The organism is Pseudomonas sp. S34, from assembly GCF_009866745.1.
Classification (GTDB): Bacteria; Pseudomonadota; Gammaproteobacteria; order Pseudomonadales; family Pseudomonadaceae; genus Aquipseudomonas; species Aquipseudomonas jessenii.
The window spans coordinates 1,478,879-1,501,079 of sequence record NZ_CP019398.1; the positions used below are offsets into that span (position 1 = coordinate 1,478,879).

General features: G+C 60.3%; 22 protein-coding genes. 12 read left to right on the forward strand and 10 right to left on the reverse strand.

The window, feature by feature from the left end; translation table 11 throughout:
* Positions 1–87 precede the first annotated feature (87 nt).
* Positions 88–540 (forward strand): hypothetical protein, encoded by a 453-nt coding sequence (locus PspS34_RS06465; RefSeq protein WP_154861753.1) that lies wholly within the window; start codon positions 88–90, stop codon positions 538–540.
* Positions 541–699: 159 nt separating this feature from the next.
* Here PspS34_RS06465 and PspS34_RS06470 read toward each other — a convergent pair whose 3' ends face one another.
* Positions 700–1,812 (reverse strand): enoyl-CoA hydratase/isomerase family protein, encoded by a 1,113-nt coding sequence (locus PspS34_RS06470; protein ID WP_150814278.1) that lies wholly within the window; start codon positions 1,810–1,812, stop codon positions 700–702.
* Between the two features lie 132 nt (positions 1,813–1,944).
* Here PspS34_RS06470 and ung point away from each other — a divergent pair, with 132 nt between their 5' ends.
* On the forward strand, positions 1,945–2,637 hold the full coding sequence (gene ung / locus PspS34_RS06475; protein ID WP_008050720.1) for a uracil-DNA glycosylase: 693 nt from the start codon (positions 1,945–1,947) through the stop codon (positions 2,635–2,637).
* 151 nt (positions 2,638–2,788) lie between these two features.
* Here ung and PspS34_RS06480 read toward each other — a convergent pair whose 3' ends face one another.
* Genes PspS34_RS06480 through PspS34_RS06500 form a run of 5 tightly spaced genes read right to left on the reverse strand, consistent with a single transcriptional unit; the run spans position 2,789 to position 8,161 of the window.
* The gene (locus PspS34_RS06480; protein WP_154861750.1) at positions 2,789–3,829 is read right to left on the reverse strand and encodes an AbrB family transcriptional regulator; all 1,041 of its coding nucleotides are present in this window, start codon (positions 3,827–3,829) and stop codon (positions 2,789–2,791) included.
* Entirely contained in the window at positions 3,822–5,336 is a 1,515-nt protein-coding gene (locus PspS34_RS06485) for a tripartite tricarboxylate transporter permease (protein ID WP_057716033.1), read from the reverse strand. Before PspS34_RS06485 ends, PspS34_RS06480 begins: the two co-directional genes overlap by 8 nt.
* Position 5,337: 1 nt before the next feature.
* Positions 5,338–5,796, reverse strand: a complete 459-nt coding sequence (locus tag PspS34_RS06490) for a tripartite tricarboxylate transporter TctB family protein (protein WP_090453659.1) — start codon at positions 5,794–5,796, stop codon at positions 5,338–5,340.
* 58 nt (positions 5,797–5,854) lie between these two features.
* Entirely contained in the window at positions 5,855–6,832 is a 978-nt protein-coding gene (locus PspS34_RS06495) for a tripartite tricarboxylate transporter substrate binding protein (RefSeq protein WP_090453661.1), read from the reverse strand.
* A 39-nt stretch (positions 6,833–6,871) separates the two neighbouring features.
* Positions 6,872–8,161, reverse strand: a complete 1,290-nt coding sequence (locus PspS34_RS06500) for an OprD family porin (RefSeq protein ID WP_154861749.1) — start codon at positions 8,159–8,161, stop codon at positions 6,872–6,874.
* A 237-nt stretch (positions 8,162–8,398) separates the two neighbouring features.
* On the opposite strand from PspS34_RS06500, the gene PspS34_RS06505 reads away from it, so the two are divergent.
* Both PspS34_RS06505 and PspS34_RS06510 read left to right on the forward strand, forming a co-directional pair.
* Positions 8,399–9,070: a response regulator gene (locus PspS34_RS06505; protein WP_007979804.1), complete on the forward strand. Its 672-nt coding sequence runs from the start codon at positions 8,399–8,401 to the stop codon at positions 9,068–9,070.
* Complete coding sequence (locus PspS34_RS06510) at positions 9,063–10,451, forward strand: sensor histidine kinase (RefSeq protein ID WP_150814282.1); 1,389 nt, start codon at positions 9,063–9,065, stop codon at positions 10,449–10,451. Before PspS34_RS06505 ends, PspS34_RS06510 begins: the two co-directional genes overlap by 8 nt.
* Positions 10,452–10,566: 115 nt before the next feature.
* Here the strand turns inward: PspS34_RS06510 and PspS34_RS06515 are convergent, their stop codons facing one another.
* Both PspS34_RS06515 and PspS34_RS06520 read right to left on the reverse strand, forming a co-directional pair.
* Positions 10,567–11,388 (reverse strand): HDOD domain-containing protein, encoded by an 822-nt coding sequence (locus tag PspS34_RS06515; RefSeq protein ID WP_057716028.1) that lies wholly within the window; start codon positions 11,386–11,388, stop codon positions 10,567–10,569.
* Positions 11,389–11,422: 34 nt separating this feature from the next.
* Positions 11,423–12,364 carry a folate-binding protein YgfZ gene (locus PspS34_RS06520; RefSeq protein WP_057716027.1) on the reverse strand — a complete coding sequence of 314 codons (942 nt, stop codon included), beginning with the start codon at positions 12,362–12,364 and terminating at the stop codon, positions 11,423–11,425.
* 149 nt (positions 12,365–12,513) lie between these two features.
* Here PspS34_RS06520 and PspS34_RS06525 point away from each other — a divergent pair, with 149 nt between their 5' ends.
* Both PspS34_RS06525 and PspS34_RS06530 read left to right on the forward strand, forming a co-directional pair.
* Entirely contained in the window at positions 12,514–12,768 is a 255-nt protein-coding gene (locus PspS34_RS06525) for a succinate dehydrogenase assembly factor 2 (protein WP_057716026.1), read from the forward strand.
* A complete protein-coding gene (locus PspS34_RS06530) occupies positions 12,752–13,204 on the forward strand; it encodes a protein YgfX (RefSeq protein WP_154861748.1) in 453 nt (150 codons plus the stop codon). Before PspS34_RS06525 ends, PspS34_RS06530 begins: the two co-directional genes overlap by 17 nt.
* Here PspS34_RS06530 and nadB read toward each other — a convergent pair.
* Positions 13,173–14,789 carry an L-aspartate oxidase gene (nadB, locus tag PspS34_RS06535; RefSeq protein ID WP_154861747.1) on the reverse strand — a complete coding sequence of 539 codons (1,617 nt, stop codon included), beginning with the start codon at positions 14,787–14,789 and terminating at the stop codon, positions 13,173–13,175. The two genes, PspS34_RS06530 and nadB, sit on opposite strands and share 32 nt — an antisense overlap.
* A 552-nt stretch (positions 14,790–15,341) precedes the next feature.
* Between nadB and rpoE the strand changes: the two genes are divergently transcribed.
* The 4 genes from rpoE to PspS34_RS06555 all read left to right on the forward strand — a co-directional run bounded on the left by rpoE (position 15,342) and on the right by PspS34_RS06555 (position 19,113).
* Positions 15,342–15,923 carry an RNA polymerase sigma factor RpoE gene (rpoE, locus tag PspS34_RS06540; protein ID WP_003172477.1) on the forward strand — a complete coding sequence of 194 codons (582 nt, stop codon included), beginning with the start codon at positions 15,342–15,344 and terminating at the stop codon, positions 15,921–15,923.
* 31 nt (positions 15,924–15,954) lie between these two features.
* Positions 15,955–16,542 carry an RseA family anti-sigma factor gene (locus PspS34_RS06545; RefSeq protein WP_057716023.1) on the forward strand — a complete coding sequence of 196 codons (588 nt, stop codon included), beginning with the start codon at positions 15,955–15,957 and terminating at the stop codon, positions 16,540–16,542.
* Positions 16,543–16,550: 8 nt separating this feature from the next.
* Positions 16,551–17,510 carry a MucB/RseB C-terminal domain-containing protein gene (locus PspS34_RS06550; protein ID WP_154861746.1) on the forward strand — a complete coding sequence of 320 codons (960 nt, stop codon included), beginning with the start codon at positions 16,551–16,553 and terminating at the stop codon, positions 17,508–17,510.
* A 178-nt stretch (positions 17,511–17,688) separates the two neighbouring features.
* Positions 17,689–19,113 (forward strand): DegQ family serine endoprotease, encoded by a 1,425-nt coding sequence (locus PspS34_RS06555; protein ID WP_090453675.1) that lies wholly within the window; start codon positions 17,689–17,691, stop codon positions 19,111–19,113.
* 76 nt (positions 19,114–19,189) lie between these two features.
* Here the strand turns inward: PspS34_RS06555 and PspS34_RS06560 are convergent, their stop codons facing one another.
* Positions 19,190–20,623, reverse strand: coding sequence for a M48 family metalloprotease (locus tag PspS34_RS06560; protein WP_150814285.1), 1,434 nt, complete (start codon positions 20,621–20,623; stop codon positions 19,190–19,192).
* 98 nt (positions 20,624–20,721) lie between these two features.
* On the opposite strand from PspS34_RS06560, the gene PspS34_RS06565 reads away from it, so the two are divergent.
* Both PspS34_RS06565 and PspS34_RS06570 read left to right on the forward strand, forming a co-directional pair.
* Complete coding sequence (locus tag PspS34_RS06565; protein ID WP_007979782.1) at positions 20,722–20,961, forward strand: sulfurtransferase TusA family protein; 240 nt, start codon at positions 20,722–20,724, stop codon at positions 20,959–20,961.
* Positions 20,962–20,992: 31 nt separating this feature from the next.
* On the forward strand, positions 20,993–22,063 hold the full coding sequence (locus tag PspS34_RS06570; protein WP_057716019.1) for an AI-2E family transporter: 1,071 nt from the start codon (positions 20,993–20,995) through the stop codon (positions 22,061–22,063).
* The last annotated feature ends 138 nt before the right edge of the window (positions 22,064–22,201 follow it).

The window sequence follows — 22,201 nt, forward strand, 5'->3', positions numbered from 1 at the left end:
GTGTCTGATCTTTCGACAGTCACCGAACATTTGTCTGTCGCCTGCCAGCGTCGCTGGTGTGGCTTACCCGCGGTCCAGGAGGCCGCCATGCTCTGTCGAATTCTTCTGCTAGCTGTGTTGGGATTGTCCCTTGGTGGGTGCGTGCCTTATTACGATGAAGGAGGCAGTTACTACAGTTCCGAGGTCTATACCTCGCCATCGCCAACCTATTACGCCGGGGGGAGTTCCTACTACTCCAATGGTGGCGGTTACTACACACCGCCGCCCCGGTACTACGTGCCGCCAGCGCGGTATTACCAGCCGACACCGCGCTATTACTCACAGCCACGGATCTATCAACCGTCGCGCTATTACTCGCAGCCGCGGATGTATCAACCATCGCGCCATTACCAGTCGGCCCCTCGTTACTATCAGCCGTCGCGTGGCGACTACCGCACGCATCAGAACCATGGCTGGGACGGCCGTAACCGCGGGAACTGGAACAACGACTATCGCGGTAACGGTCGAGGCTATCGCAACGGGCGGGGCGGCCACCGATAGCTTTGTACAAAACACAACTCTGAATGTGGGAGCGGCGGTGCGACGATTCGACTTGCTCGCGAAGGCGGAGTGTCAGTCAACATCAATGTTGCTGAGATGACGCTTTCGCGAGCAAGTCGAATCGTCGCACCGCCGCTCCCACAGTGTTGTGTGCAGTTTTCAGTATTCGGACAAATCCGCCAGCGGATGCCGACCTTCCCACGCCTTGTGAAAATGTGCCTCTACCACCGCGTCCGGCACGTTGTTGATGTCCGGCCAGTGCCAATGCGGTTTCTGATCCTTGTCGATCAACCGGGCACGTACGCCTTCGCTGAATTCCGGATGCCGACAGCAGTTGAGGCTAAGGGTGTATTCCATCTGGAAGACTTCGGCCAATGACAGGTGTCGGGCACGAATGATCTGCTCCCACACCAGACGAGCGGTCAGCGGAGCGCCTTCGCTCAGGGTCCTGGCTGCGCGACTCAGCAACAGGTCGGTGTGATCGCGCAAGGCGCTGATGGCCTTCCAGGCGCAACGCACGTCGCTGACATCCAGCAGTTCGTCGATCTGCTGTCGGCGCGGCAGCCACTGGGCTTCGGGCATCTGCGCCGCGGCTTCCTGCTGCAAGGCCTTGAGCAGGCTGTTGAGCTGCATGGGTGTCTGTTCCTGCCAGTTCAATTGCAACAGGCCTTCGATCAATTTCGGCTGCTGCTCATCGAGCAGGAAGCGATCGGCCAGGTCCAGGTCGATGGCATCGCGGCCGTTCATGTGCGCACCGGTCAGGCCCAGGAACAACCCGAGCTTGCCGGGCAGGCGCGACAGAAACCAACTGGCGCCAACGTCCGGGTACAGGCCGATGCTGATCTCCGGCATGGCCAAGCGGCTGCTCGGCGTGACGATGCGGATGCCTGCCCCTTGCAACAGTCCCATGCCACCGCCGAGCACATAGCCGTGGCCCCAGCAGATCAGCGGTTTCGGGTAGGTATGAAGTTTGAAGTCCAGGCGATATTCCGCCGCAAAGAACTGCGCGGCCAGTGGCGGTACTTCGCCCGGATGGACGCGACAGGCTTCCACCAGGCTGCGCACTTCGCCGCCGGCGCAAAAGGCCTTGGCACCGTTGCCGCGCAATAGAACGCAGACGATCTGCGGGTCCTTGGCCCAGGCCCCCATTCGGTCGCGCAGGGCGTTGATCATCGGCAGGGACAGGGCGTTCAGGGATTTTTCGGCATCCAGGCTGGCGATGCCGATGCGCGCGCCGTCGGTGCCGGTGAGTTCTTCGAAGTGCAGATTCATCGTGACCTCGATCGGGAATTTGAGGGTTAAGTATGATCGCTGTGTGGGAAAGTGCCGGATCTGCGTCAGATCAATTGACAAGCGTGATGCGCTTTCCTAGGGTTCGCCCCATTGTTTTTTCCGGATGTAACCATGACTGCTGACGACCGTATCAAACTCGAACCGGGCTGGAAGGAGGCACTGCGTGCCGAATTCGACCAGCCCTACATGGCAGAGTTGCGAAACTTCCTGCAACAGGAGCGGGCGGCCGGTAAGGAGATCTATCCGCCGGGGCCGATGATTTTCAACGCGCTCAATTCCACGCCGCTGGACAAGGTCAAGGTTGTGATCCTCGGGCAGGACCCTTATCACGGCCCGGGCCAGGCCCATGGCTTGTGCTTCTCGGTGCAACCGGGCGTGCCGGCGCCGCCGTCGCTGGTGAACATTTACAAAGAGCTCAAACGCGACCTGAACATCGACATTCCCAACCATGGCTACTTGCAAAGCTGGGCCGATCAGGGCGTGCTGATGCTCAACACCACCATGACCGTCGAGCGCGCCAATGCCAATGCGCACAAGGACAAGGGCTGGCAGTTTTTCACCGATCGGGTCATTGAAGTGGTCAGCCAGCAGCAACCGCACCTGGTGTTCATGCTGTGGGGCGCCCATGCCCAGAGCAAGCAGAAGCTGATCGATGCGACCAAGCATCTGGTGTTGACCTCGGTGCATCCGTCACCGCTGTCGGCCTATCGCGGCTTTCTCGGTTGCGGGCACTTCAGCCGGACCAACAAGTTTCTGGAGCAGAATGGCGAGACGCCGATCGAGTGGCGGTTGCCGCCGGTTTGATGGGGATCGGCTGAGCTTTTGTGGTGAGGGGGCTTGCCCCCGTTGGGGCGCGTAGCGGCCCCCGCTTTCAATAAGACCGGATCACTGGTGTGTGCAGGGTTTACGACTGCTTCGCAGCCGAGCGGGGGCAAGCCCCCTCGCCACAGGTCTATCAGACTGAATCCGGACCCCGGTTCCAGTACTTGAACAACGGCTCCGCCAGAAACAACACAAACAACAGCCGCATCACCTGCATCGCCGTCACCAGCGGCACCGACAGTTGCAGGGTTTCCGCTGTCAGGCTCATCTCGGCAATCCCGCCGGGCATCATGCCCAAGGTCAGTGAACGCAGATCCAGATGGGTCAGCGCACTCAAACCCAATGCCGCCGCCGTGGCGATCAGCATGGTCAACACCGTGCCGATCAGGGTGCGCCCCATGAACGACGGTGCACGCCGGAAAAACTGCCGGTTGAAGTGACAGCCCAGACCGCTGCCGATCAACCATTGGCCAATCTGGCTACCGCCGTCGGGCAAGCCGATGTGCAGGTCCCAGCCGATGCTGACGGCCGCACTGACCAGCAACGGCCCGAACAGCCAGGGGTTGGGTTGACGCAGGCGCTCCCAGATCCAGGCCGCCAACGCGCCAGCGGGAAACAACACCGCCAGCCAGCGCCAATCGATGCTGCCAGCGTGGAAAGTCGGCGCACCGTCCCCCAACAAATACTTGAAGGCTGCCGGTACGCACAGCACCACGACCAACACCCGCAAACTCTGCCCCGCCGCCACACGGCTGAGTACCGCACCATTGCGGGCGCCGAGGTTGACCATCTCCCCGGAACCGCCGGGCATGCTGGAAAAGAACGCCGTGGCGCGATCTTCTCCGGTACGGCGCATCAGCCACACGCCGACCACGGCGGACAGGCTGGTGACCAACGCACCAAAGAAAATCAAACCGAAATGACTCAGCACCTGCTCCATCACCACCGGGGTGAAGTGCAGGCCGATGCCGATACCGACGATCCACTGGCCGCACTTGCGTCCGCCAGGGATTTCGGCCAATTGCCAGGGTGTCAGGCAGCGCACGAGGATGATCGCCAGCAACGAGCCGACCATCCACGGCAAAGGCCAGCCGACCTGGCTGGCGAGATAACCGCCCAGCAGGCCGACCAGCGGGGTTCCCCACCAGAGTTTGAAGGGGGACCGATCAGACATCGGCGACAACGCGTTGCGCCACTGAGCGTTTACGCCAGATGCGCACAATCGGCACCAGCAGCATGACCACGATCAACCCCCAGACACCGACGGTGATGCCGCTCGACCAGAGGATGTCCAGCGAACCGTTGGAGATCGACAACGCCCGACGCAGGTTCTGCTCCATCAAGCCGCCAAGGATGAAACCCAGTAGCACCGGCGACAGCGGGAAGTCGAGCTTGCGCAGGATGTAGCCGAAGATGCCGATACCGATCATCAGGAACAGGTCGAAGGTGGTGGCATGCACCGCGTACACGCCGATAGCGGTGATGATCGCGATCATCGGCACCAGCGCCCAGTTCGGCACGGCGAGGATTTTGGTGAAGATGCGGATCATCGGGATATTGAGGATCACCAGCATGATGTTGGCGATAAACAATGACGCGATCAGGCCCCAGACGATGTCCGGTTGCTGTTGGAACAGCAGGGGGCCGGGCGTGATGTTGTACAGCGACAGCGCACCGATCATCACCGCCGTGGTGCCCGAGCCGGGAACGCCGAGGGTCAGCATCGGCACCAGCGCGCCGCAGGCTTCGGCACCGATGGCAGTTTCCGGGGCCGCAAGACCGCGTTTGTCGCCCTGGCCGAATTTGCCGCTTGGGCCGGCAATGCGTTTCTCGGTCATGTAGGCCACCGCACTGGCCAGCGTTGCACCTGCGCCGGGCAGTACGCCCATGATGAAACCGAGTACGCCACAACGCATGTTCACCCAGAACACCGAAGCGGCTTCCTTGAAGTTGAACAGCATGCGCCCGGTCGCCTGGAAGGCTTCCTGGCCACGGTGGGTTTTTTCCAGCAGCAACAGGATTTCACTGATGGAGAACAGGCCCAGCACCAGCACTACGAATTGAATGCCGTCGGTGAGGTGGATGTTATCGCCGGTGAAGCGGTACACACCGCTGTTGGCATCAATGCCGACCGTCGACAGAAACAGCCCGATCAGCGCGGCGATGAAGGTCTTGAGCGGGCGGTCGCCGGCCATGCCGCCGAGACAGACAATCGCAAACACCATCAGCACGAAGTATTCCGCCGGGCCGAAGGCAATCGCCCATTTCGCCAGTATCGGCGCGAACACCACCATCCCGCAGGTGGCAATGAAAGCGCCGATGAACGAACTCCAGGCCGACAGCGACAGGGCAACACCGGCCAGGCCTTGACGGGCCATCGGGTAGCCGTCGAGGGTCGTCATCACGGTGGAGGCTTCGCCGGGAATATTCAGCAGGATCGAACTGATCCGGCCGCCGTATTCGCAACCCAGATATACCGCCGCCAGCAGGATCAATGCCGACTCCGGCGGCAGGCCCAGTGCGAACGCAATCGGGATCAGCAATGCCACACCGTTGATCGGCCCCAGCCCCGGCAGCAGGCCGACGACGGTGCCGATCAGCGTGCCGCTGAGGGCGGTCACCAGGTTGTAAGGGGTTAGTGCGACGCCGAAGCCGTGACTCAAATAACCAAGCGTATCCATATCAGTTCTCCAGAACGTCGAGCAGGCCCAGAGGCAGTGGCACGTCCATGACTTTGTCGAACAGCAGGTACAGACCGACGCTCATCAGGCTGATGATTATCGCGCCCGGCAGCCAGCGTCCGCCGTACAGGCGAGCCATCGGTATGCCAACCAGCATGCTGCTGAGAATGAAGCCCAGCGGTTCGAACAGCCCGGCGAAGACCAGCAGCAACAGTACGCAAACACCAATTTTGGTCAGGGTTTGGCGATCCAGCGGTGGCTCTTCATCGGTGTGCTTGATCGGCGAAGGGCGATACACCATGTACACCAGCGCCAGGCCCATCAGTCCCAGCATCAGCAGGGGGAAGGCTCGCGGGCCGATCGGTTCGTAGGAAAAAGGTGCCTGGTAGGGCCAGGCCATCGCCACCAGGCTGAGGCAGGCCAGCAACAGCACCGAAGCAAAAATGCGTTGTAAGAGCATGGGGAACTCCTGTGCCGCGACTCCGCCAAACGGAGCCGCGGCCGCTAGACAGAGGCGATCACTGGATCAGGCCGAACTCTTTGGCCAGCACTTTGTAGTCCGCAACCTGCTTCTTCACGTAGGTGTCCAGTTCCGGGCCGGTCATGGCGAACGGGAACAGTTCACGCTGGTCGCGCAGCTTGGCGAACTCGGGGGAGGCCAGCAGCTTGTCGAAGGAATCCTTCCACCAGGCATAGTCTTCATCGCTGACTTTTGGCCCGAGGTAGAAGCCGCGAACCACCGGCCAGACGATGTCGTAGCCTTGCTCGCGGGCTGTCGGAATGTCCTTCATTTCCGGCTCGTCCAGGCGCTTGTCGGAGAACACCGCCAGCAGGCGCATGTCGCCGCTCTGGATGTGCGGCATGGAGTCGGAGATGTCGGTGCTGCCGACCTGGATGTGGCCGCCGAGCAGGGCGGTAGCAATCTCGCCGCCACCTTCGAGGGCAACGTAACGCAGGTCACGGGGGTTGATCCCGGCGGCCTTGGCGATCAGCGCGGTTTGCATCCAGTCCTGGCTGCCGACGGTGCCGCCGGAGCCGATCACCACTTTGCTCGGATCTTTCTTCAGTGCCTGGACCAGATCGTCGAGGGTCTTGTAGGGCGAATCGCTTTTCACCGCGATGGCGCCATAGCTGGTGCCAACGGCAGCCAGCCAGCGCACGTGGCTTTCATCGAAACGACCGAACTTGCCCTGGGCCAGGTTCAGCAGCGAACCACTGGACCAGGCCACCAGGGTGCCGGCATCGGCCGGGCGCTGGGCGACCACGGCGTTGTAAGCCACCGCGCCGACACCGCCGGGCATGTAGGTCACGCGCATCGGTTTGGTCAGCAGTTTTTCGTTGATCAGCGCGCTTTGCGCCAGTTTGCAGGTCAGGTCGAAACCACCGCCGGGCGAGGCCGGGGCGATGCATTCCGGGCGTTTGGGTTCGGCAAGCGCATGGCCGGTAAACAGCAGTACGCTGGCCGCGAGGGCAATTTTACGCATTGACAGGTTCATTCAAGTCTCCTTGGGAGTTGTTGTTATGGACGCACTGAATTACCAAAGGGCAACGCTATAGCTCACCAGCAGACGCACTTCATCGGCATCGCGAGCAGAGTAGTTGGAGCGGTAGGTGGCATTGCGCAGGCGCACGGCGACATCCTTGAGCGCGCCGCTTTGTACAACATATTTAATCTCGGAGTTGCGTTCCCACTCTTTGCCTTCGTCACCGTTCTTGAGCTTGATGTTGTCACCGCTCACGTAACGGCTCATGAAGGTCAGACCGGGGACGCCGAGGGTGACGAAGTCGAAGTCATAACGCGCTTGCCAGGAGCGTTCTTCGGCGCCGGCAAAGTCGTTGATCTGCACGAAGTTCACCAGGTACGGGTCGGCGCCATCCACATACGGGAATGCGCTGTCGCCGGACATGTGCTGGTAGCCCGCGCTGAACTTGTGGCCACTCAAGGCGTAACTCACCAGGCCGTTGAGGGACTTGTTGTCGATCTTGCCGCCACGGGCCTCGCCCTGGTCATCGCTGATGGCAAACCGCAGGTCGGTGCCAAAGGTGCCGGGGCCAAATGGCTGCGAAGCGATCAAACCGAGGAAATGCTGGTTGTAGACTTCATCGAGTTGCGCGAAGTGGTAGCTGCCGGTGATCTTGTCGGTGAGCTTGTAGTCCAGGCCGCCAAAATCAAAGTGCTTGCCGGCCACGGTGCCAGCGAAACGGCCGTTCTTGTTGTTGAGGGCAATGTCCTCGAAGTCGGTGCTGTCACGGTCCTTGGCTTTATCCAGACGCCCGCCGGTGAAAGTCAGGTTCTTGAGCTCTTTGGAGGTCAGCATGCCGCCCTCGAAGGTCTGCGGCAGGATGCGCCCGTCATTGGGCTTGAGGATCGGCAGTTCCGGGATCAGGGTGCCGATTTTCAGCTCGCTGGCGGAGATTTTCATTTTGCCGGTCAGGCCGAGCTTGGAGTATTCGTCGACGGCGCGCCCATCGTCGGTCGGCAGCAGGCCGGTACCGGTACGGTCCGGGCTCGAATCGAGCTTGACCCCCATCATGCCCAGCGCATCGACACCGAACCCCACGGTGCCGTCGGTGTAGCCTGATTTCAGATTGAGCATGAACCCCTGGGCCCACTCGTCACGCTTGGACTGTTGGGCGCTGGTGCCGTCGCGAAAGTCGCGATTGAAGTACATGTTGCGGGTTTCGAAAGTGGCCGAGCTGTCTTCGAAGAATGCGGCCTGGCTCAACGGTGAAAAGCCGGCAAGGGCGGCAGCGCTGGCAAGCGCAGTGTGGCTGAAACGGGAGAGGCGGGCAGGCGCGATAGCCTGGGTCTGCAGGGACTGCATGGATGACTTACTCCGTTTATTGTTCTTATTTGTCGAAAACGCTTCGAGGCGTTTTTCGTATCGCTGTGTGGCTGCAGCGACGGCAGTCGAAACTGTCCGTGGCTGGACTGTAACGGGCTAACCTTTCGCTAACCTTTCAGCTGACTTTCACGGTTTTCGGGCTTCACAGCGGCGGTTGCGGCTGTAAACTTCGCGCCAGAGAATGGCGTCGACCATCCCGGAATGAGGTAAAGATCCATGCGTGTTCTGCTCGTCGAAGACCATTTGCAGCTCGCCGAAAGTGTCGCCCAGGCGCTCAAGAGCACCGGGCTGACCGTGGACGTTCTGCACGATGGCGTGGCAGCCGACCTGGCGCTGGGCAGCGAGGAATACGCCATGGCGATCCTCGACGTCGGCTTGCCGCGCATGGATGGTTTCGAAGTGCTGGCGCGTTTGCGGGCGCGGGGCAAGAACCTGCCGGTGTTGATGCTGACCGCCCGCAGCGACGTCAAGGACCGGGTCCACGGCCTCAACCTCGGCGCCGACGATTACCTGGCCAAGCCGTTCGAACTGACCGAACTCGAAGCCCGGGTCAAAGCCTTGTTGCGCCGCAGCGTGCTGGGCGGTGAGCGCATTCAGCGTTGCGGTGTGCTGGCCTACGACCTGGAAACCCGGCGTTTCACCCTCGGGGAAGAATTGCTGACCCTGACCTCCCGCGAACAGGCCGTGCTCGAAGCCCTGATCGCGCGCCCCGGTCGGGTGATGAGCAAGGAGCAGCTGGCGTCGCAAGTGTTCGGCCTCGACGAAGAAGCCAGCCCCGATGCCATCGAAATCTACGTGCACCGCCTGCGCAAGAAACTCGACGGTCAGCCGGTCGCCATCGTGACCTTCCGCGGCCTCGGTTACTTGCTGGAAAGCCGCGATGCATAAGCCCAGCAGCCTGCGCTGGAGGTTGCTGTGGAACCTGGCGCTGCTGCTGGTGGTGTTGATGCTGGCCAGTGGTTTGAGCGCCTACTGGAACGGACGCGAAGCTGCCGATACGGCCTATGACCGGACCCTGCTGGCGTCGGCGCGAACCATCGCTGCGGGCGTCTCCCAGCGCGACGGCACCCTCAGTGCCGACGTGCCCTACGTGGCCCTCGATACCTTTGCCTACGACAGTGCCGGGCGAATTTTCTACCTGGTCAACGACATCAATCAGAAGCTGATTTCCGGTTACGAAAACCTGCCCGCGCCACCGCCGGGAACGCCGCGCACCGATGACTATCCGGCGCTTGCACGTTTCTACAACGCCCAGTACCGCGGGCAGAACGTGCGCGTGGTGAGCCTGCTCAAGCCCGTGAGCGAGCCGAACATGAATGGCATGGCGGAAATTCGCGTGGCGGAAACCGATGAGGCGCGCGTCAGCATGGCCCGCAGTCTGGCGGCGGATACTTTGCTGCGCCTGGGCATGCTGGCAATCGGTGCGTTGATGCTGGTGTGGTTCGCGGTGAGTGCTGCGTTGCGCCCGCTGGAGCGCTTGCGCACGGCGGTGGAAGAGCGCCAGCCGGACGATCTGCGCCCCTTGCCTTTGGTGGAAGTGCAGCGCGAATTGTGGCCGCTGGTGCGCGCACTCAATCACTTTACCGAGCGCTTGCGTGGCCAGTTCGAGAAGCAGGCGCAATTCATCGCCGATGCCGCCCACGAACTGCGCACTCCGCTGGCGGCACTCAAGGCGCGCCTGGAGCTGGGCCAGCGCTCGGCTGAGCCCGATGTCTGGCGCAGCACCCTGGAGAATGCCGCCCAGAGCACTGATCGATTGACTCATCTGGCCAATCAGTTGCTTTCCCTGGCGCGGGTCGAAAATGGCGCACGGGCGATTGCCGAGGGCGGCGCGCAGTTACTCGACCTGAGTCAGTTGGCACGGGAGCTGGGCATGGCCATGGCGCCGTTGGCCCACAAGCGTGGTATCGCGCTGGCGCTGGAGGCGGATGAACCGGTCTGGCTGCGGGGTGAGCCGACGTTATTGAACGAGCTGCTGAGCAATCTGGTGGATAACGCACTGGCCCACACGCCGCCGGGTGGCAACGTGATTCTGCGGGTCTCGGCGCCCGCCGTGCTGGAAGTCGAAGATGATGGCCCCGGCATACCTCTTGAAGAACGCGATCGGGTATTCGAGCGCTTTTATCGCCGCAATCAGCAAGTGGCCGGTTCCGGATTGGGGTTGGCGATTGTCGGTGAGATCTGCCGCGCGCATCTGGCCCAGATCAGCCTGCACGATGGCGAGCGGGCGGGGTTGAAGGTGCGGGTGAGTTTTGTTGCGGGGGATTGATGCCGCGTCTGTTCAGGCCCCTTCGCGAGCAAGCCCGCTCCCACATTTGATCAGCGGCGACTCGGTTCAATGTGGGAGCGGGCTTGCTCGCGAAGGGGGGCAACGCGGTCTTTGATCAGTAAAACATCGTGCGTGTTTCTTCCAGGTCGGCGCACATCGCCTTGTCGTCAAAATCGATTCCAAGTGCCTTGTAGGCCGGTACGTTCAACGCATCGGTACTGGCGAGCGGGTGATCGGTGTCCTGCAGGCAATACAGGCTGGCCACCTGTACCAGATCCACATAGTCGACCTGCGCAGATTGGCGCTTGAAGTTCAGGTATAGCCGCGGCACTTGTACCAGCATGTCGGGAAATTCCCAGACCCTGAGCAGTTTTTCGCCGATTAGCGGATGAATCCGGTCGATCACATGGTTGAGGCTGACCGGGTCGGACAGCAGCTCGTAGTGATCTTCGGCGTAGGTCAGGATCGGCAGCACGCCGATCTGGTGCACCAGGCCGCCAAGGGCCGCCTGATCGGGCTTTAGTCGGGTGCAACTGCGGCACAAGGCGTAGCTGACGCCGGCGATTTCCAGGCTTTTACGCCAGACATCGCGCATCTTCTGTTCCACCACGTCGGAGCGGGCATGGAAAATCTGCTCCATGACCAGGCCGATCGCCAGGTTACAGCTGTAGTTGATGCCCAGGCGGGTGATCGCGGTATGCAGATCGGTCACTTCCTGGGTCGCGCGCAACAGTGGGCTGTTGACCACTTTGATCAGGCGTGCCGACAGCGCGGTATCACGGCCGATCACTTTGCTCAGGGTACTGACGCTGACTTCCGGGTTTTCCGCGGCCTTGCGAATCTGCAGGGCCACTTCCGGTAACGTTGGCAGAACCAGGTCATCGTTATTGATGGCCTCAACCAAATCCTGTTGGACCTTTTCCGCCAGCTTGCTCATTTAGTCTCTCTAGGTGTCGCGCCAAGTACTGCCGTTATTGCTGGATTTCGCGGTCGCGGTCCAGTTCATAAGGCAGGTCGAGCAGCTGCAAGGACGGCCCTTCGAGCGCGCCCAGGTGGATGTCTCCACTTTCTGCTGCTTCGGCTTGCAACACAGCCAGGAGTTCAATGTTCTGTCCGGCGCGGGCCGCCAGCACCACTTCGCCGATAGCGCTGCCGTGGGTCGGGGAAAACAGCGGGGTACCCGGTTCAGGCAGTTCGCCGGCAGCCAGTTGCAGGCGATACAGGCGGCGCTTGAGTTTGCCCAGGTACTGCATCCGCGCGACGATTTCCTGCCCGGTGTAGCAACCTTTCTTGAAACTCACGCCACCGACCGCTTGCAGGTTGAGCATCTGGGGGATGAACAACTCGCGGGTGCCGGGCATGACCTGGCCGATCCCGGCGCGGACCTGGCCCAGCAGCCATTGATTCAGATCGCCTTCGCTCAGCACAGCCGAAAGCTTGCCTTTGACTGCATCGGCTTGACCGGCGGCAACCCACAGTTCGGCACGTTCAGGCGAGACGCGGATGGCGATCAGCCCATCGTTGCGCACGACGCTGTCGGTTTCTGCCGGCAGGTCCAGGCCGAGGCTGACCAGTGCGGCGTCGCCATGGTCGATACCGAAGCGGACCCAGGCGGCACTTTCGTCGGTCAGTTTCGACTTGGAAAATACCGCGTATTTTTTCAGGTCCGCCAGTTGCGGTTCGAGCAATTCGGTGGCCATGGCCAGGACCACGCCGTCACCCTCGAGCAGGATGCGGAAACTCGATTGCATCCGGCCTTTTTGCGTGCAGCGGGCACCGAGGCTGGCCCGGGAATCGCTCAGGTAGTTGAGGTTGCAGGTCAGTTGGCCTTGCAGGAATTTGCTGGCGTCCGCGCCGCGGACCGCGAGAACACCTTCATGAGAAAGGGTGCAGAAAAAAGCAGAATCGGCCATGGGTCATCGCAGGGTAAAAAGTCTGATGGACATCATAAGGGGCCGCCTTCGAAATGGGTAGTTAACAAAGGCTCGACGGTGGCCGACCAAAGCCGACTGTTCGACGGGGCGCGGGCCTGTATACTTGCGGCCTATTTGAGGAGCGCTCCATGGTCGAAGATGTTGAACTGAACCGCCTCTACTGGCACAGCCGCCGCGGCATGCTTGAGCTTGATGTGTTGCTGGTGCCGTTTGTGAAAGAGGTTTATCGGCACCTCAACGAGGTTGATCGCGCCTGCTATGTCAGGTTGCTCGAATGCGAAGATCAGGACATGTTCGGCTGGTTCATGGAACGCAGCGAATCGGAAGATCCTGAACTGCAACGCATGGTTCGCATGATTCTGGATCGTGTCCAGCCCAAGTAATAGGTTCGAATGCCGCTGGCATGCCTCACGGCAGTTGCTGGCGGCCTATCTTCTGGCCCAGCTGTTCGCGTTGGGTTCGTTGTTTTTACTGTCGATTCCGGTCTGGGCCAGCTTGCTCGGCGTCATGCTGTGCGTGGTTCACGGAGCCTGGCTGTTGCCCCGGCAGATCCTGCTGACGCACCCGCAGGCCTTTTGCGGCTTGCGGCGCGATGCCGATGGCTGGCAGTTGTGGAGTCGTGCCAAGGGCTGGCAGCCCGTGCAACTAAGGCCGGACAGCCTGGCGCTGCCGTTGGTGGTGGTAGTGCGTTTTCGATTACGGGGCGAGCGCCGGGTCAGGGCCATTTGCGTACCCCGGGATGCGCAGGCGGCGGATGTGCACCGACGCCTGCGGGTGCGGCTCAAATTCAGCCGACGTAGGTGGGCGGTACCAGAATAGTGTCCAGCGCGACCGGCAACATGTCCGGGTAGTCGAGGGTGTAATGCAGGCCACGGCTTTCCTTGCGTTCCATGGCTGACAGAATCATCAGCTCGGCAACCTGGGCCAGGTTGCGCAGCTCGATCAAGTCCCGGCTGACCTTGTAGTTGCTGTAGAACTCGTCGATTTCATCCAGCAACAGCTGCACGCGATGTTGCGCCCGTTGCAGACGCTTGTTGGTACGCACGATGCCAACGTAGTCCCACATGAATCGCCGCAGTTCATCCCAGTTGTGCGCAATGATCACGTCTTCATCGGAATCGGTGACCTGGCTCGCATCCCAGGCGGGAAGGGGCGTTGGCATCAGAACCCGGGGCAACTGTTCGAGAATGTCCGCGGCCGCCGAGCGGGCATAGACGAAACATTCCAGCAGCGAATTGCTGGCCATGCGGTTGGCGCCGTGCAGGCCGGTGAAACTGGTTTCGCCGATGGCATACAGCCCCGGCACATCGGTGCGACCCTGTTGATCGACCATCACGCCGCCGCAGGTGTAGTGCGCCGCCGGGACCACCGGGATCGGTTGTTTGGTGATGTCGATGGAGAATTCCAGACAACGTTCGTACACCGTCGGGAAGTGCGTCTTGATGAAGGCTTCGGGTTTGTGGCTGATGTCCAGATAGACGCAGTCGACGCCCAGGCGCTTCATTTCATGGTCGATGGCCCGGGCGACGATGTCTCGTGGGGCCAACTCGGCCCGTGGATCGAAGCGCTGCATGAAGCGCTCGCCGTTGGGCAGCTTCAGGTGGGCACCTTCGCCTCGCAGGGCTTCGGTGACCAGGAAACTCTTGGCTTGCGGGTGATACAGGCAAGTAGGGTGGAACTGGTTGAATTCCAGGTTCGCCACCCGGCAGCCCGAGCGCCAGGCCATGGCGATGCCATCGCCGCAGGCGCCGTCAGGGTTACTGGTGTAGAGGTAAACCTTGGCCGCACCACCGGAGGCGAGGATCACAAAGCGGGCGCCGTAGGTATCGACTTCGCCGGTGCCGCGATTGAGCACATAGGCGCCGAGGCAGCGATCACCTTCGAGTCCCAGGCGTTTCTCGGTAATCAGGTCAACCGCAACCCGCTGCTCCAGCAGTTCGATGTTCGGTCGTTTCCGGGCCTGGTCGAGCAGGGTGGTGAAAATGGCAGCGCCGGTGGCATCGGCGGCGTGGATGATGCGCCGATGGCTGTGACCGCCCTCGCGGGTGAGGTGGAACTCGAACCCGCCATCTTCGTTACCCGATTGTTCATCGCGGGTAAAGGGCACGCCCTGGTCGATCAGCCATTGAATCGCTTCCCGGCTGTGCTCGACGGTAAAGCGCACGGCGTCCTCATGACACAGGCCGCCGCCGGCATTGAGGGTGTCATCGACATGGGACTCAACGGTATCGGTGTCATCGAGAACGGCCGCAACGCCGCCCTGGGCCCAGAAAGTCGAGCCATTGGCGAGGTTGCCCTTGCTCAGAACGGCAATGCGCAAATGACCGGGCAAGGTCAGCGCAAGGCTCAAGCCGGCAGCACCGCTGCCAATTACCAGAACATCGTGTTGAAACTGTTGGCTCATTTCAGGATTCCGCTCAAAGCGACCCGGGTCGGGGGTGGCGCAGCTGGACTTTCCAGTCAATGCAGCCGCACTGCCCACTAGTATATAGAGGGGGGGAGCGGCACAATACCCGAGCTAGCATGGCATTGTGAAACTACCGTGACGCAAAACATCGGTCGCTTCGTCGGATGTTTTTCTGCCCGTTGGGCGCGAGAATGACTGTATCGCCGATTTAACAGTCTTTTTCCCTTCACGGTTGCACAATGTCGGGTTGGTACGGCTATAAATAATTGGAACTTTTGCCAAAGGCCCAAGATCAATAGACGGTTGCCTGAAACAAGGGACAGTGTCGGCTTCAGTGCGGGATTGCAGTTCGAGCCTTGCTGAAGAATCCGATGACAAGATTATCCGCGCAGCCGGGTCAACTCGTGCTGCGCTTTTCGTGCGTGCCAAATCAGAGCCCGCAGGAAACTTGCCTGGAGGGGGAGAACTTTTGCGAAAAGCCCGAGTCTATGTTTGCAAGTCTGGTGGTTTACTTCTGCAAGCCTCCTCCGAGCTCATCGAGGAGTGTTCATGCTAACCCAGGAAGAGGATCAGCAACTGGTCGAACGCGTTCAGCGCGGCGACAAGCGTGCTTTCGATCTGCTAGTGCTGAAATACCAGCACAAAATTCTCGGGTTGATCGTGCGTTTCGTGCACGACACCCATGAAGCCCAGGATGTGGCACAAGAAGCCTTTATCAAGGCATACCGTGCACTTGGAAATTTTCGCGGAGACAGCGCGTTTTATACGTGGCTTTACCGCATCGCCATCAACACGGCGAAAAACTATCTGGTTTCACGCGGCCGTCGGCCGCCGGATAGCGATGTCAGTTCCGAGGATGCAGAGTTCTACGATGGCGATCATGGCCTCAAGGATCTCGAGTCGCCAGAACGGGCTTTGCTGCGGGATGAGATCGAAGGCACCGTCCATCGAACCATTCAGCAACTGCCGGAAGATTTGCGTACGGCTTTAACTTTACGTGAGTTTGATGGTCTGAGTTACGAGGACATTGCGAGTGTCATGCAATGTCCGGTAGGCACCGTGCGCTCCCGGATTTTCCGCGCCCGGGAGGCCATCGACAAAGCCCTGCAGCCGTTGTTGCAGGAAAACTAAAGACAGCGGCGACAGCCAAGAGAGGAACGCCATGAGTCGTGAAGCCCTGCAGGAATCGCTGTCCGCAGTGATGGATAACGAAGCGGACGAATTGGAATTGCGTCGGGTATTGAATGCCTGTGACGATGTAGAAACCCGTGAAACCTGGGCTCGTTATCAGATCGCTCGGGCAGTGATGCACAAGGATCTGCTGCTTCCACGCCTGGACATCGCCGCGGCTGTTTCTGCTGCCCTGGCTGACGAAGCCGTACCGGCAAAAGCTTCCCGTGGTCCATGGCGCAGCCTGGGTCGTCTGGCGGTCGCTGCCTCGGTGACCCTGGCGGTGCTGGCCGGTGTGCGTCTGTACAACCAGGATGAGATCGCCGGTGTCGAACTGGCCCAGCAATCCGCTCAACCCGGACTGGCTGCTCCACAAGTAAAAGGCCCAGCCGTTTTGGCAGGCTACAATGAGAGTTCGGATGCTACTGGCCCAATGGCCAACGGCGTACTGCAAGGTCAGCCAGGCTGGCACGATCAGCGTCTGCCAGGTTACTTGCGCCAACACGCACAACAGGCTGCATTGAAAGGCACTGAGAGCGCTCTGCCTTACGCTCGTGCCGCAAGTCTGGAAAACCGTTAAGGAGGATCATGCGCGCCATACCTCTACTTTCGCTTCTGCTCAGCGGCTGGTTCATCGTTCCAGCCCAAGCCGGTGAAGCCCAGGACTGGTTGACCCGCCTGGGCCAGGCAGAGCAACAGCAAAGCTTTCAGGGTACTTTCGTCTACGAGCGTAACGGTAGTTTTTCTACCCATAACATCTGGCACCGCGTCCAGGATGGAAAGGTCCGCGAGCGTTTGATCCAGCTTGACGGTTCCGCTCAGGAAGTCGTTCGCATTGATGGGCAAACCCAATGCGTCAGCGGCACACTGATAGCAGGGCTTGGGGACTCCCCGAACTCCGCCGCCCGTGCACTCGATCCTCAAAAGCTCAAGAATTGGTATGACCTGGCCGTCATCGGCAAGTCGCGTGTCGCCGGGCGTTCGGCGGTGATCGTATCGCTGACACCCCGTGATCAGCACCGCTACGGTTTTGAACTGCATCTGGACAAGGAGACCGGCCTGCCTCTGAAGTCCTTGCTACTGGACGACAAGGGGCGGTTGTTGGAGCGCTTCCAGTTCACGCAAATGGATACCGCTGACGTCCCTTCCGAAAAAGACCTGCAGGCCAGTACTGATTGCAAGCCGGTCAATCTCGAAAGTGACAAGGCCTCTGCCGTCAAGGCTGCCCAGGTCTGGCGTTCCGACTGGTTGCCGCCCGGCTTCGAGCTGACCAGCAGCACCGCTCGCAAGGATCCGCAGACCAAGACCCAGGTCAATAGCCTGATGTATGACGATGGCCTGACGCGTTTTTCGGTATTCCTCGAGCCGTTGAATGGCGCAACAGTCACCGACACCCGTACTCAGTTGGGGCCGACCGTTGCGGTTTCCCGGCGCCTGGCCACGGCACAGGGCGACATGATGGTGACTGTCGTTGGCGAGATACCGGTCGGTACTGCTGAACGGATAGCGCTTTCAATGCGCACCGACGCCGCTGCAACCAAGCAGTGAGCTGAATTTGAAATGTTTCGTGAGCATTTCAGTTTGCAAAAATCCCGTAAATTTTTTATAGGTCAGAGCCCCTCGGCTCTGGCCTTGTTTGTTGTTCCCGGAACAAAAATACCGGCGTATTGTTCCCGGTGTTCCTTGCTCCATATCGCTTAACCATGCTCGTCGTAACGGGAGCCGTATGTCGATACCACGCTTGAAGTCCTACCTTTCCATTATTGCCACCGTGCTGGTGCTCGGTCAGGCGGTCACCGCCCAAGCGGTCGAATTGCCTGATTTTACGCAACTGGTCGAACAGGCCTCGCCTGCGGTCGTGAACATCAGTACCACGCAAAAGCTGCCGGATCGCAAAGTCAACCAGCAGATGCCCGACCTCGAAGGCTTGCCACCGATGCTGCGCGAGTTCTTCGAACGGGGCATGCCGCCACAATCGCGCTCACCTCGTGACCGTCAGCGCGAGGCAACCTCCCTGGGTTCGGGTTTCATCATCTCTTCCGATGGCTATATCCTGACCAATAATCACGTGATCGCCGATGCTGACGAAATCCTCGTCCGCCTGGCCGATCGCAGCGAAATGAAAGCCAAGCTGATCGGTACCGATCCACGTTCCGACGTGGCGCTGCTGAAAATCGAAGGCAAGGATCTGCCAGTGCTCAAGCTCGGTAAATCCCAGGACCTGAAGGCTGGCCAATGGGTTGTCGCGATTGGTTCGCCATTCGGCTTTGACCACACGGTGACCCAAGGTATCGTCAGTGCCGTCGGTCGCAGCCTGCCGAACGAAAACTATGTGCCGTTCATCCAGACCGACGTACCGATCAACCCGGGTAACTCCGGTGGTCCGCTGTTCAACCTCAACGGTGAGGTGGTCGGGATCAACTCGCAGATCTATACCCGCTCCGGTGGCTTCATGGGCGTGTCGTTTGCAATCCCGATCGACGTGGCCATGGATGTTTCCAATCAGCTGAAATCCGGTGGCAAGGTCAGCCGTGGCTGGCTGGGCGTCGTGATTCAGGAAGTGAGCAAGGACCTGGCCGAGTCGTTCGGCCTGGAGAAGCCGGCCGGTGCGCTGGTTGCCCAAATCCAGGACGATGGTCCGGCTGCCAAGGGCGGCCTGCAAGTTGGCGACGTGATCCTGAGCATGAACGGTCAGCCAATCGTCATGTCGGCCGACCTGCCGCATCTGGTTGGCGCGTTGAAGGCTGGCAACAAGGCCGATCTGGAAGTGATTCGTGACGGCAAGCGCAAGAATGTCGAATTGACAGTCGGCGCGATTCCGGAAGAAGGCAAGGAGCTGGATGCGCTGCCAAAATCCAGCATCGAGCGCAGCAGTAATCGCCTGGGTGTTTCCGTGGTCGAGCTGACTGACGAGCAGAAGAAAACCTACGACCTCAAGGGTGGTGTGCTGATCAAGGAAGTGCAGGACGGCCCTGCTGCCATGATCGGCTTGCAGCCGGGTGATGTGATCACCCATCTGAACAACCAGGCCATCGGTTCCACCAAGGAGTTCGCGGACATCGCCAAGGCGCTGCCAAAGAACCGTTCGGTGTCGATGCGGGTACTGCGTCAGGGGCGTGCGAGCTTCATCACCTTCAAGCTGGCTGAATAACCCGGTTGTTGGTTGCATAAAAAACCGCCTCGAAAGAGGCGGTTTTTTTGTGTCCGGACCTTTTGTCGCCGGGGCGTCAGCCCATCATGTCCTTGATCATGCGCTCTTGTTCCATCAGCTCGCGTTGTCGCGCGTCGATCCGCGAAGACAGCGGGAAGTTGCTGCCAGCCCTGCGTTTGGCGAAGTCCAGTTGCTGAATGGCCTGTTTGTAGTCACCGACCAGCGCAAAGTATTCGGCGCGAGCCTGATGCAGGCCGATGATATTGCCCGACAGGCCGCGCGTCTCGGCAACCTGATACCACACGTCCGGATCATCCGGGCGGGACTTGAGCAGGCTTTCGAGGGCTTTCTCCGCATCCGCAGTACGGTTTTGCTTGAGCAGCAGGTCGACGCGGATCTGGTTCAGCGGGTAGTTGCCAGAGTATTGGCCCATCAACCGGTCAACCCGGGACTGGGCATCCGCCAGGCGATTATTGGTGATATCCAGATCGACCTGAGCCAGGTTGTAGATGATTTCGTTGGGTGACTTGGCCAGCAACTGCTTGAGGTTTTCCCGTGCTTCGTTCAGATGGCCGCCCTTGATCTGGGCGATCGCCAGGCCGTAGCGTGCCACGTCGTTTTTCGGGTTCTCGTCGAGCTGGGCGCGGAAGCGCTTGGCACCAAGCCCCGGGGTTTCTTCATAGATCAGCTGTACGCGTGCGCGGATCAGTTGGTAGCGCATGCTGTCTTCGATACCGCCCTTTGGAAACTGTTCGGCGCGGTTGCGGGTGTCGGCGATACGCGATTCAGTGACCGGGTGGGTCAGCAGAAATTCCGGTGGCTTGGCATCGTAGCGGTACTGACGCCCCAGCCGTTCGAACATGGTTGGCATCGAGCGGGGATCGTAACCGGCTTTTTCCAGATTGAGGATGCCGATACGGTCGGCTTCCTGCTCGTTCTGGCGGGAGAATCGCCGCTGTTCCTGGATGGCTGCGGCCTGTGTGCCGGCAATGGCCGCGATCCCGGCGTCACCGCCACCGGCGGCTGCCAGCACGATACCCGCCAGCAATGCAGCCATCATGGGTACTTGCATGCGTTGCTGCGCTTCGACGCCCCGGGCAAAGTGGCGCTGCGACAAGTGAGCCAATTCGTGCGCCAGTACCGAAGCGTATTCGCCCTCGGTCTGGGCGTTGAGGAACAAACCTCCGTTCACCCCGACGATCCCGCCCGGCGCTGCAAAGGCGTTGAGCTGCGGGCTGTTGATCAGGATGAATTCCAGGCGTCGGTCAGTGACCTGGCTGGTCTCGACCAGTCGGTAAACGCTGGATTCCACGTAATTCTTGAGCTGCGGATCGTTGAGCTGCGAAACCTGACTGCGCAACATTGCCAGCCAGGCGCGACCGAGCTGGTATTCCTGTTGCGGTGAGACAATGGCAGAACTGGCGTCGCCGAGTGACGGCAGGTCGTCGGCAAAGCCCGGTGAGGCGAGCAGGCAAGCGAGCGTCAGCAGGGTGGGGCGCAAAAAAGTCATGCACAAAGCCTTAGTCGACAAAGACCTTACTGTAGCCGGACACCGGCGTTGCGACCAGATATTCTAGGCAACACAACCACCTGACCCGGAGTGATGCAATGACCGACGCTGTAGAGCATGACGTTGAACTGGACGCCAGCGGCCTGAATTGCCCGTTGCCGTTGCTCAAGGCCAAGATGGAGCTCAACCGGCTGGCCAGTGGCGCGGTGCTCAAGGTCATCGCCACCGATGCGGGTTCGCAACGCGACTTTCGCACCTTTGCCCGATTGGCCGGTCATACCCTGCTTCGTGAAGAAGATGAGGCGGGTGTTTACCGCTACTGGTTGAAAAAAGCCTGAATTCGGCTGCGTTTACTCCTAAGGATTATTGATGTTCAAAGTGTTGCGCGACTGGATTCAGCGCTATTTCTCCGATGAAGAAGCGGTGGTGCTGGCTGTCCTGCTGTTTCTGGCGTTCACCGCCGTACTGACCCTGGGCGGTATGCTGGCGCCGGTGCTCGCCGGGATGGTGCTGGCGTACCTGATGCAGGGGCTGGTGGTGACCCTCGAGCGCCTGCGGGTGCCGGGCGGGGTCGCGGTGGGGCTGGTCTTTGCGTTGTTCATGGGGCTGTTGCTGGTGTTTATCGTGGTGGTCGTGCCGTTGCTGTGGCATCAACTGATCACGTTGTTCAACGAGTTGCCCGGCATGCTCGCCAAGTGGCAGTCGCTGTTGCTGCTGCTGCCCGAACGCTATCCGCATCTGGTGTCCGATGAGCAAGTACTGCAGGCCATCGAAGCGGCGCGGGGCGAAATCGGCAAGTTTGGTCAGTGGGCACTGACGTTCTCGCTGTCGAGCCTGCCATTGCTGGTGAACATCATGATCTATCTGGTGCTGGTGCCGATCCTGGTGTTTTTCTTCCTCAAGGATCGGGCCATGATCGGCCAGTGGGTGCGCGGTTACCTGCCCCGTGAGCGGGCATTGATCACCCGGGTCGCCCATGAAATGAACCGGCAGATCGCCAATTACATCCGCGGCAAGGTCATCGAAATCTTCATTTGCGGTGGCGTGACCTACATCGCCTTTGTTGTCCTTGAACTCAATTACGCGGCGCTGCTGGCACTGCTGGTGGGGATTTCGGTGGTGGTGCCTTATGTCGGCGCCGTGGTGGTGACCGTGCCCGTGTTTCTGATTGCGCTGTTCCAGTGGGGCTGGAGCGATCAGTTCATATACTTGATGGCGGTCTACGGAATCATTCAGACGCTGGATGGCAACGTGCTGGTGCCATTGTTGTTCTCGGAGGCGGTCAACCTGCACCCGGTGGCAATCATCTGCGCAGTGCTGTTGTTTGGCGGGTTGTGGGGGTTCTGGGGGGTGTTCTTCGCGATTCCCCTGGCGACGCTGTTCAAGGCCGTGCTGGATGCCTGGCCGCGCAAGGAGCCGGAGGTGGCGCCGCTGCTTTAAGGGGCTGGTTTGATCGTTCAGTGGGGCTGATGGCCCCTTCGCGAGCAAGCTCGCTCCCACAGTTGACCGAGTTGTTCAGAAAAACACCGTCTAATGTGGGAGCGGGCTTGCTCGCGAAAGCGCCTTCACAGGCGTCGA

Coding starts and splice junctions, on each gene's coding strand:
- PspS34_RS06545 (WP_057716023.1), top strand. CDS start 15,955: ATGAGTCGTGAAGCCCTGCAGGAATCGCTGTCCGCAGTGATGGATAAC.
- rpoE (WP_003172477.1), top strand. CDS start 15,342: ATGCTAACCCAGGAAGAGGATCAGCAACTGGTCGAACGCGTTCAGCGC.
- PspS34_RS06525 (WP_057716026.1), top strand. CDS start 12,514: ATGGTCGAAGATGTTGAACTGAACCGCCTCTACTGGCACAGCCGCCGC.
- PspS34_RS06550 (WP_154861746.1), top strand. CDS start 16,551: ATGCGCGCCATACCTCTACTTTCGCTTCTGCTCAGCGGCTGGTTCATC.
- nadB (WP_154861747.1), bottom strand. CDS start 14,789: ATGAGCCAACAGTTTCAACACGATGTTCTGGTAATTGGCAGCGGTGCT.
- PspS34_RS06520 (WP_057716027.1), bottom strand. CDS start 12,364: ATGGCCGATTCTGCTTTTTTCTGCACCCTTTCTCATGAAGGTGTTCTC.
- PspS34_RS06495 (WP_090453661.1), bottom strand. CDS start 6,832: ATGAACCTGTCAATGCGTAAAATTGCCCTCGCGGCCAGCGTACTGCTG.
- PspS34_RS06480 (WP_154861750.1), bottom strand. CDS start 3,829: ATGTCTGATCGGTCCCCCTTCAAACTCTGGTGGGGAACCCCGCTGGTC.
- PspS34_RS06470 (WP_150814278.1), bottom strand. CDS start 1,812: ATGAATCTGCACTTCGAAGAACTCACCGGCACCGACGGCGCGCGCATC.
- PspS34_RS06500 (WP_154861749.1), bottom strand. CDS start 8,161: ATGCAGTCCCTGCAGACCCAGGCTATCGCGCCTGCCCGCCTCTCCCGT.
- PspS34_RS06555 (WP_090453675.1), top strand. CDS start 17,689: ATGTCGATACCACGCTTGAAGTCCTACCTTTCCATTATTGCCACCGTG.
- PspS34_RS06510 (WP_150814282.1), top strand. CDS start 9,063: ATGCATAAGCCCAGCAGCCTGCGCTGGAGGTTGCTGTGGAACCTGGCG.
- PspS34_RS06465 (WP_154861753.1), top strand. CDS start 88: ATGCTCTGTCGAATTCTTCTGCTAGCTGTGTTGGGATTGTCCCTTGGT.
- PspS34_RS06485 (WP_057716033.1), bottom strand. CDS start 5,336: ATGGATACGCTTGGTTATTTGAGTCACGGCTTCGGCGTCGCACTAACC.
- PspS34_RS06560 (WP_150814285.1), bottom strand. CDS start 20,623: ATGACTTTTTTGCGCCCCACCCTGCTGACGCTCGCTTGCCTGCTCGCC.
- ung (WP_008050720.1), top strand. CDS start 1,945: ATGACTGCTGACGACCGTATCAAACTCGAACCGGGCTGGAAGGAGGCA.
- PspS34_RS06515 (WP_057716028.1), bottom strand. CDS start 11,388: ATGAGCAAGCTGGCGGAAAAGGTCCAACAGGATTTGGTTGAGGCCATC.
- PspS34_RS06505 (WP_007979804.1), top strand. CDS start 8,399: ATGCGTGTTCTGCTCGTCGAAGACCATTTGCAGCTCGCCGAAAGTGTC.
- PspS34_RS06565 (WP_007979782.1), top strand. CDS start 20,722: ATGACCGACGCTGTAGAGCATGACGTTGAACTGGACGCCAGCGGCCTG.
- PspS34_RS06570 (WP_057716019.1), top strand. CDS start 20,993: ATGTTCAAAGTGTTGCGCGACTGGATTCAGCGCTATTTCTCCGATGAA.
- PspS34_RS06490 (WP_090453659.1), bottom strand. CDS start 5,796: ATGCTCTTACAACGCATTTTTGCTTCGGTGCTGTTGCTGGCCTGCCTC.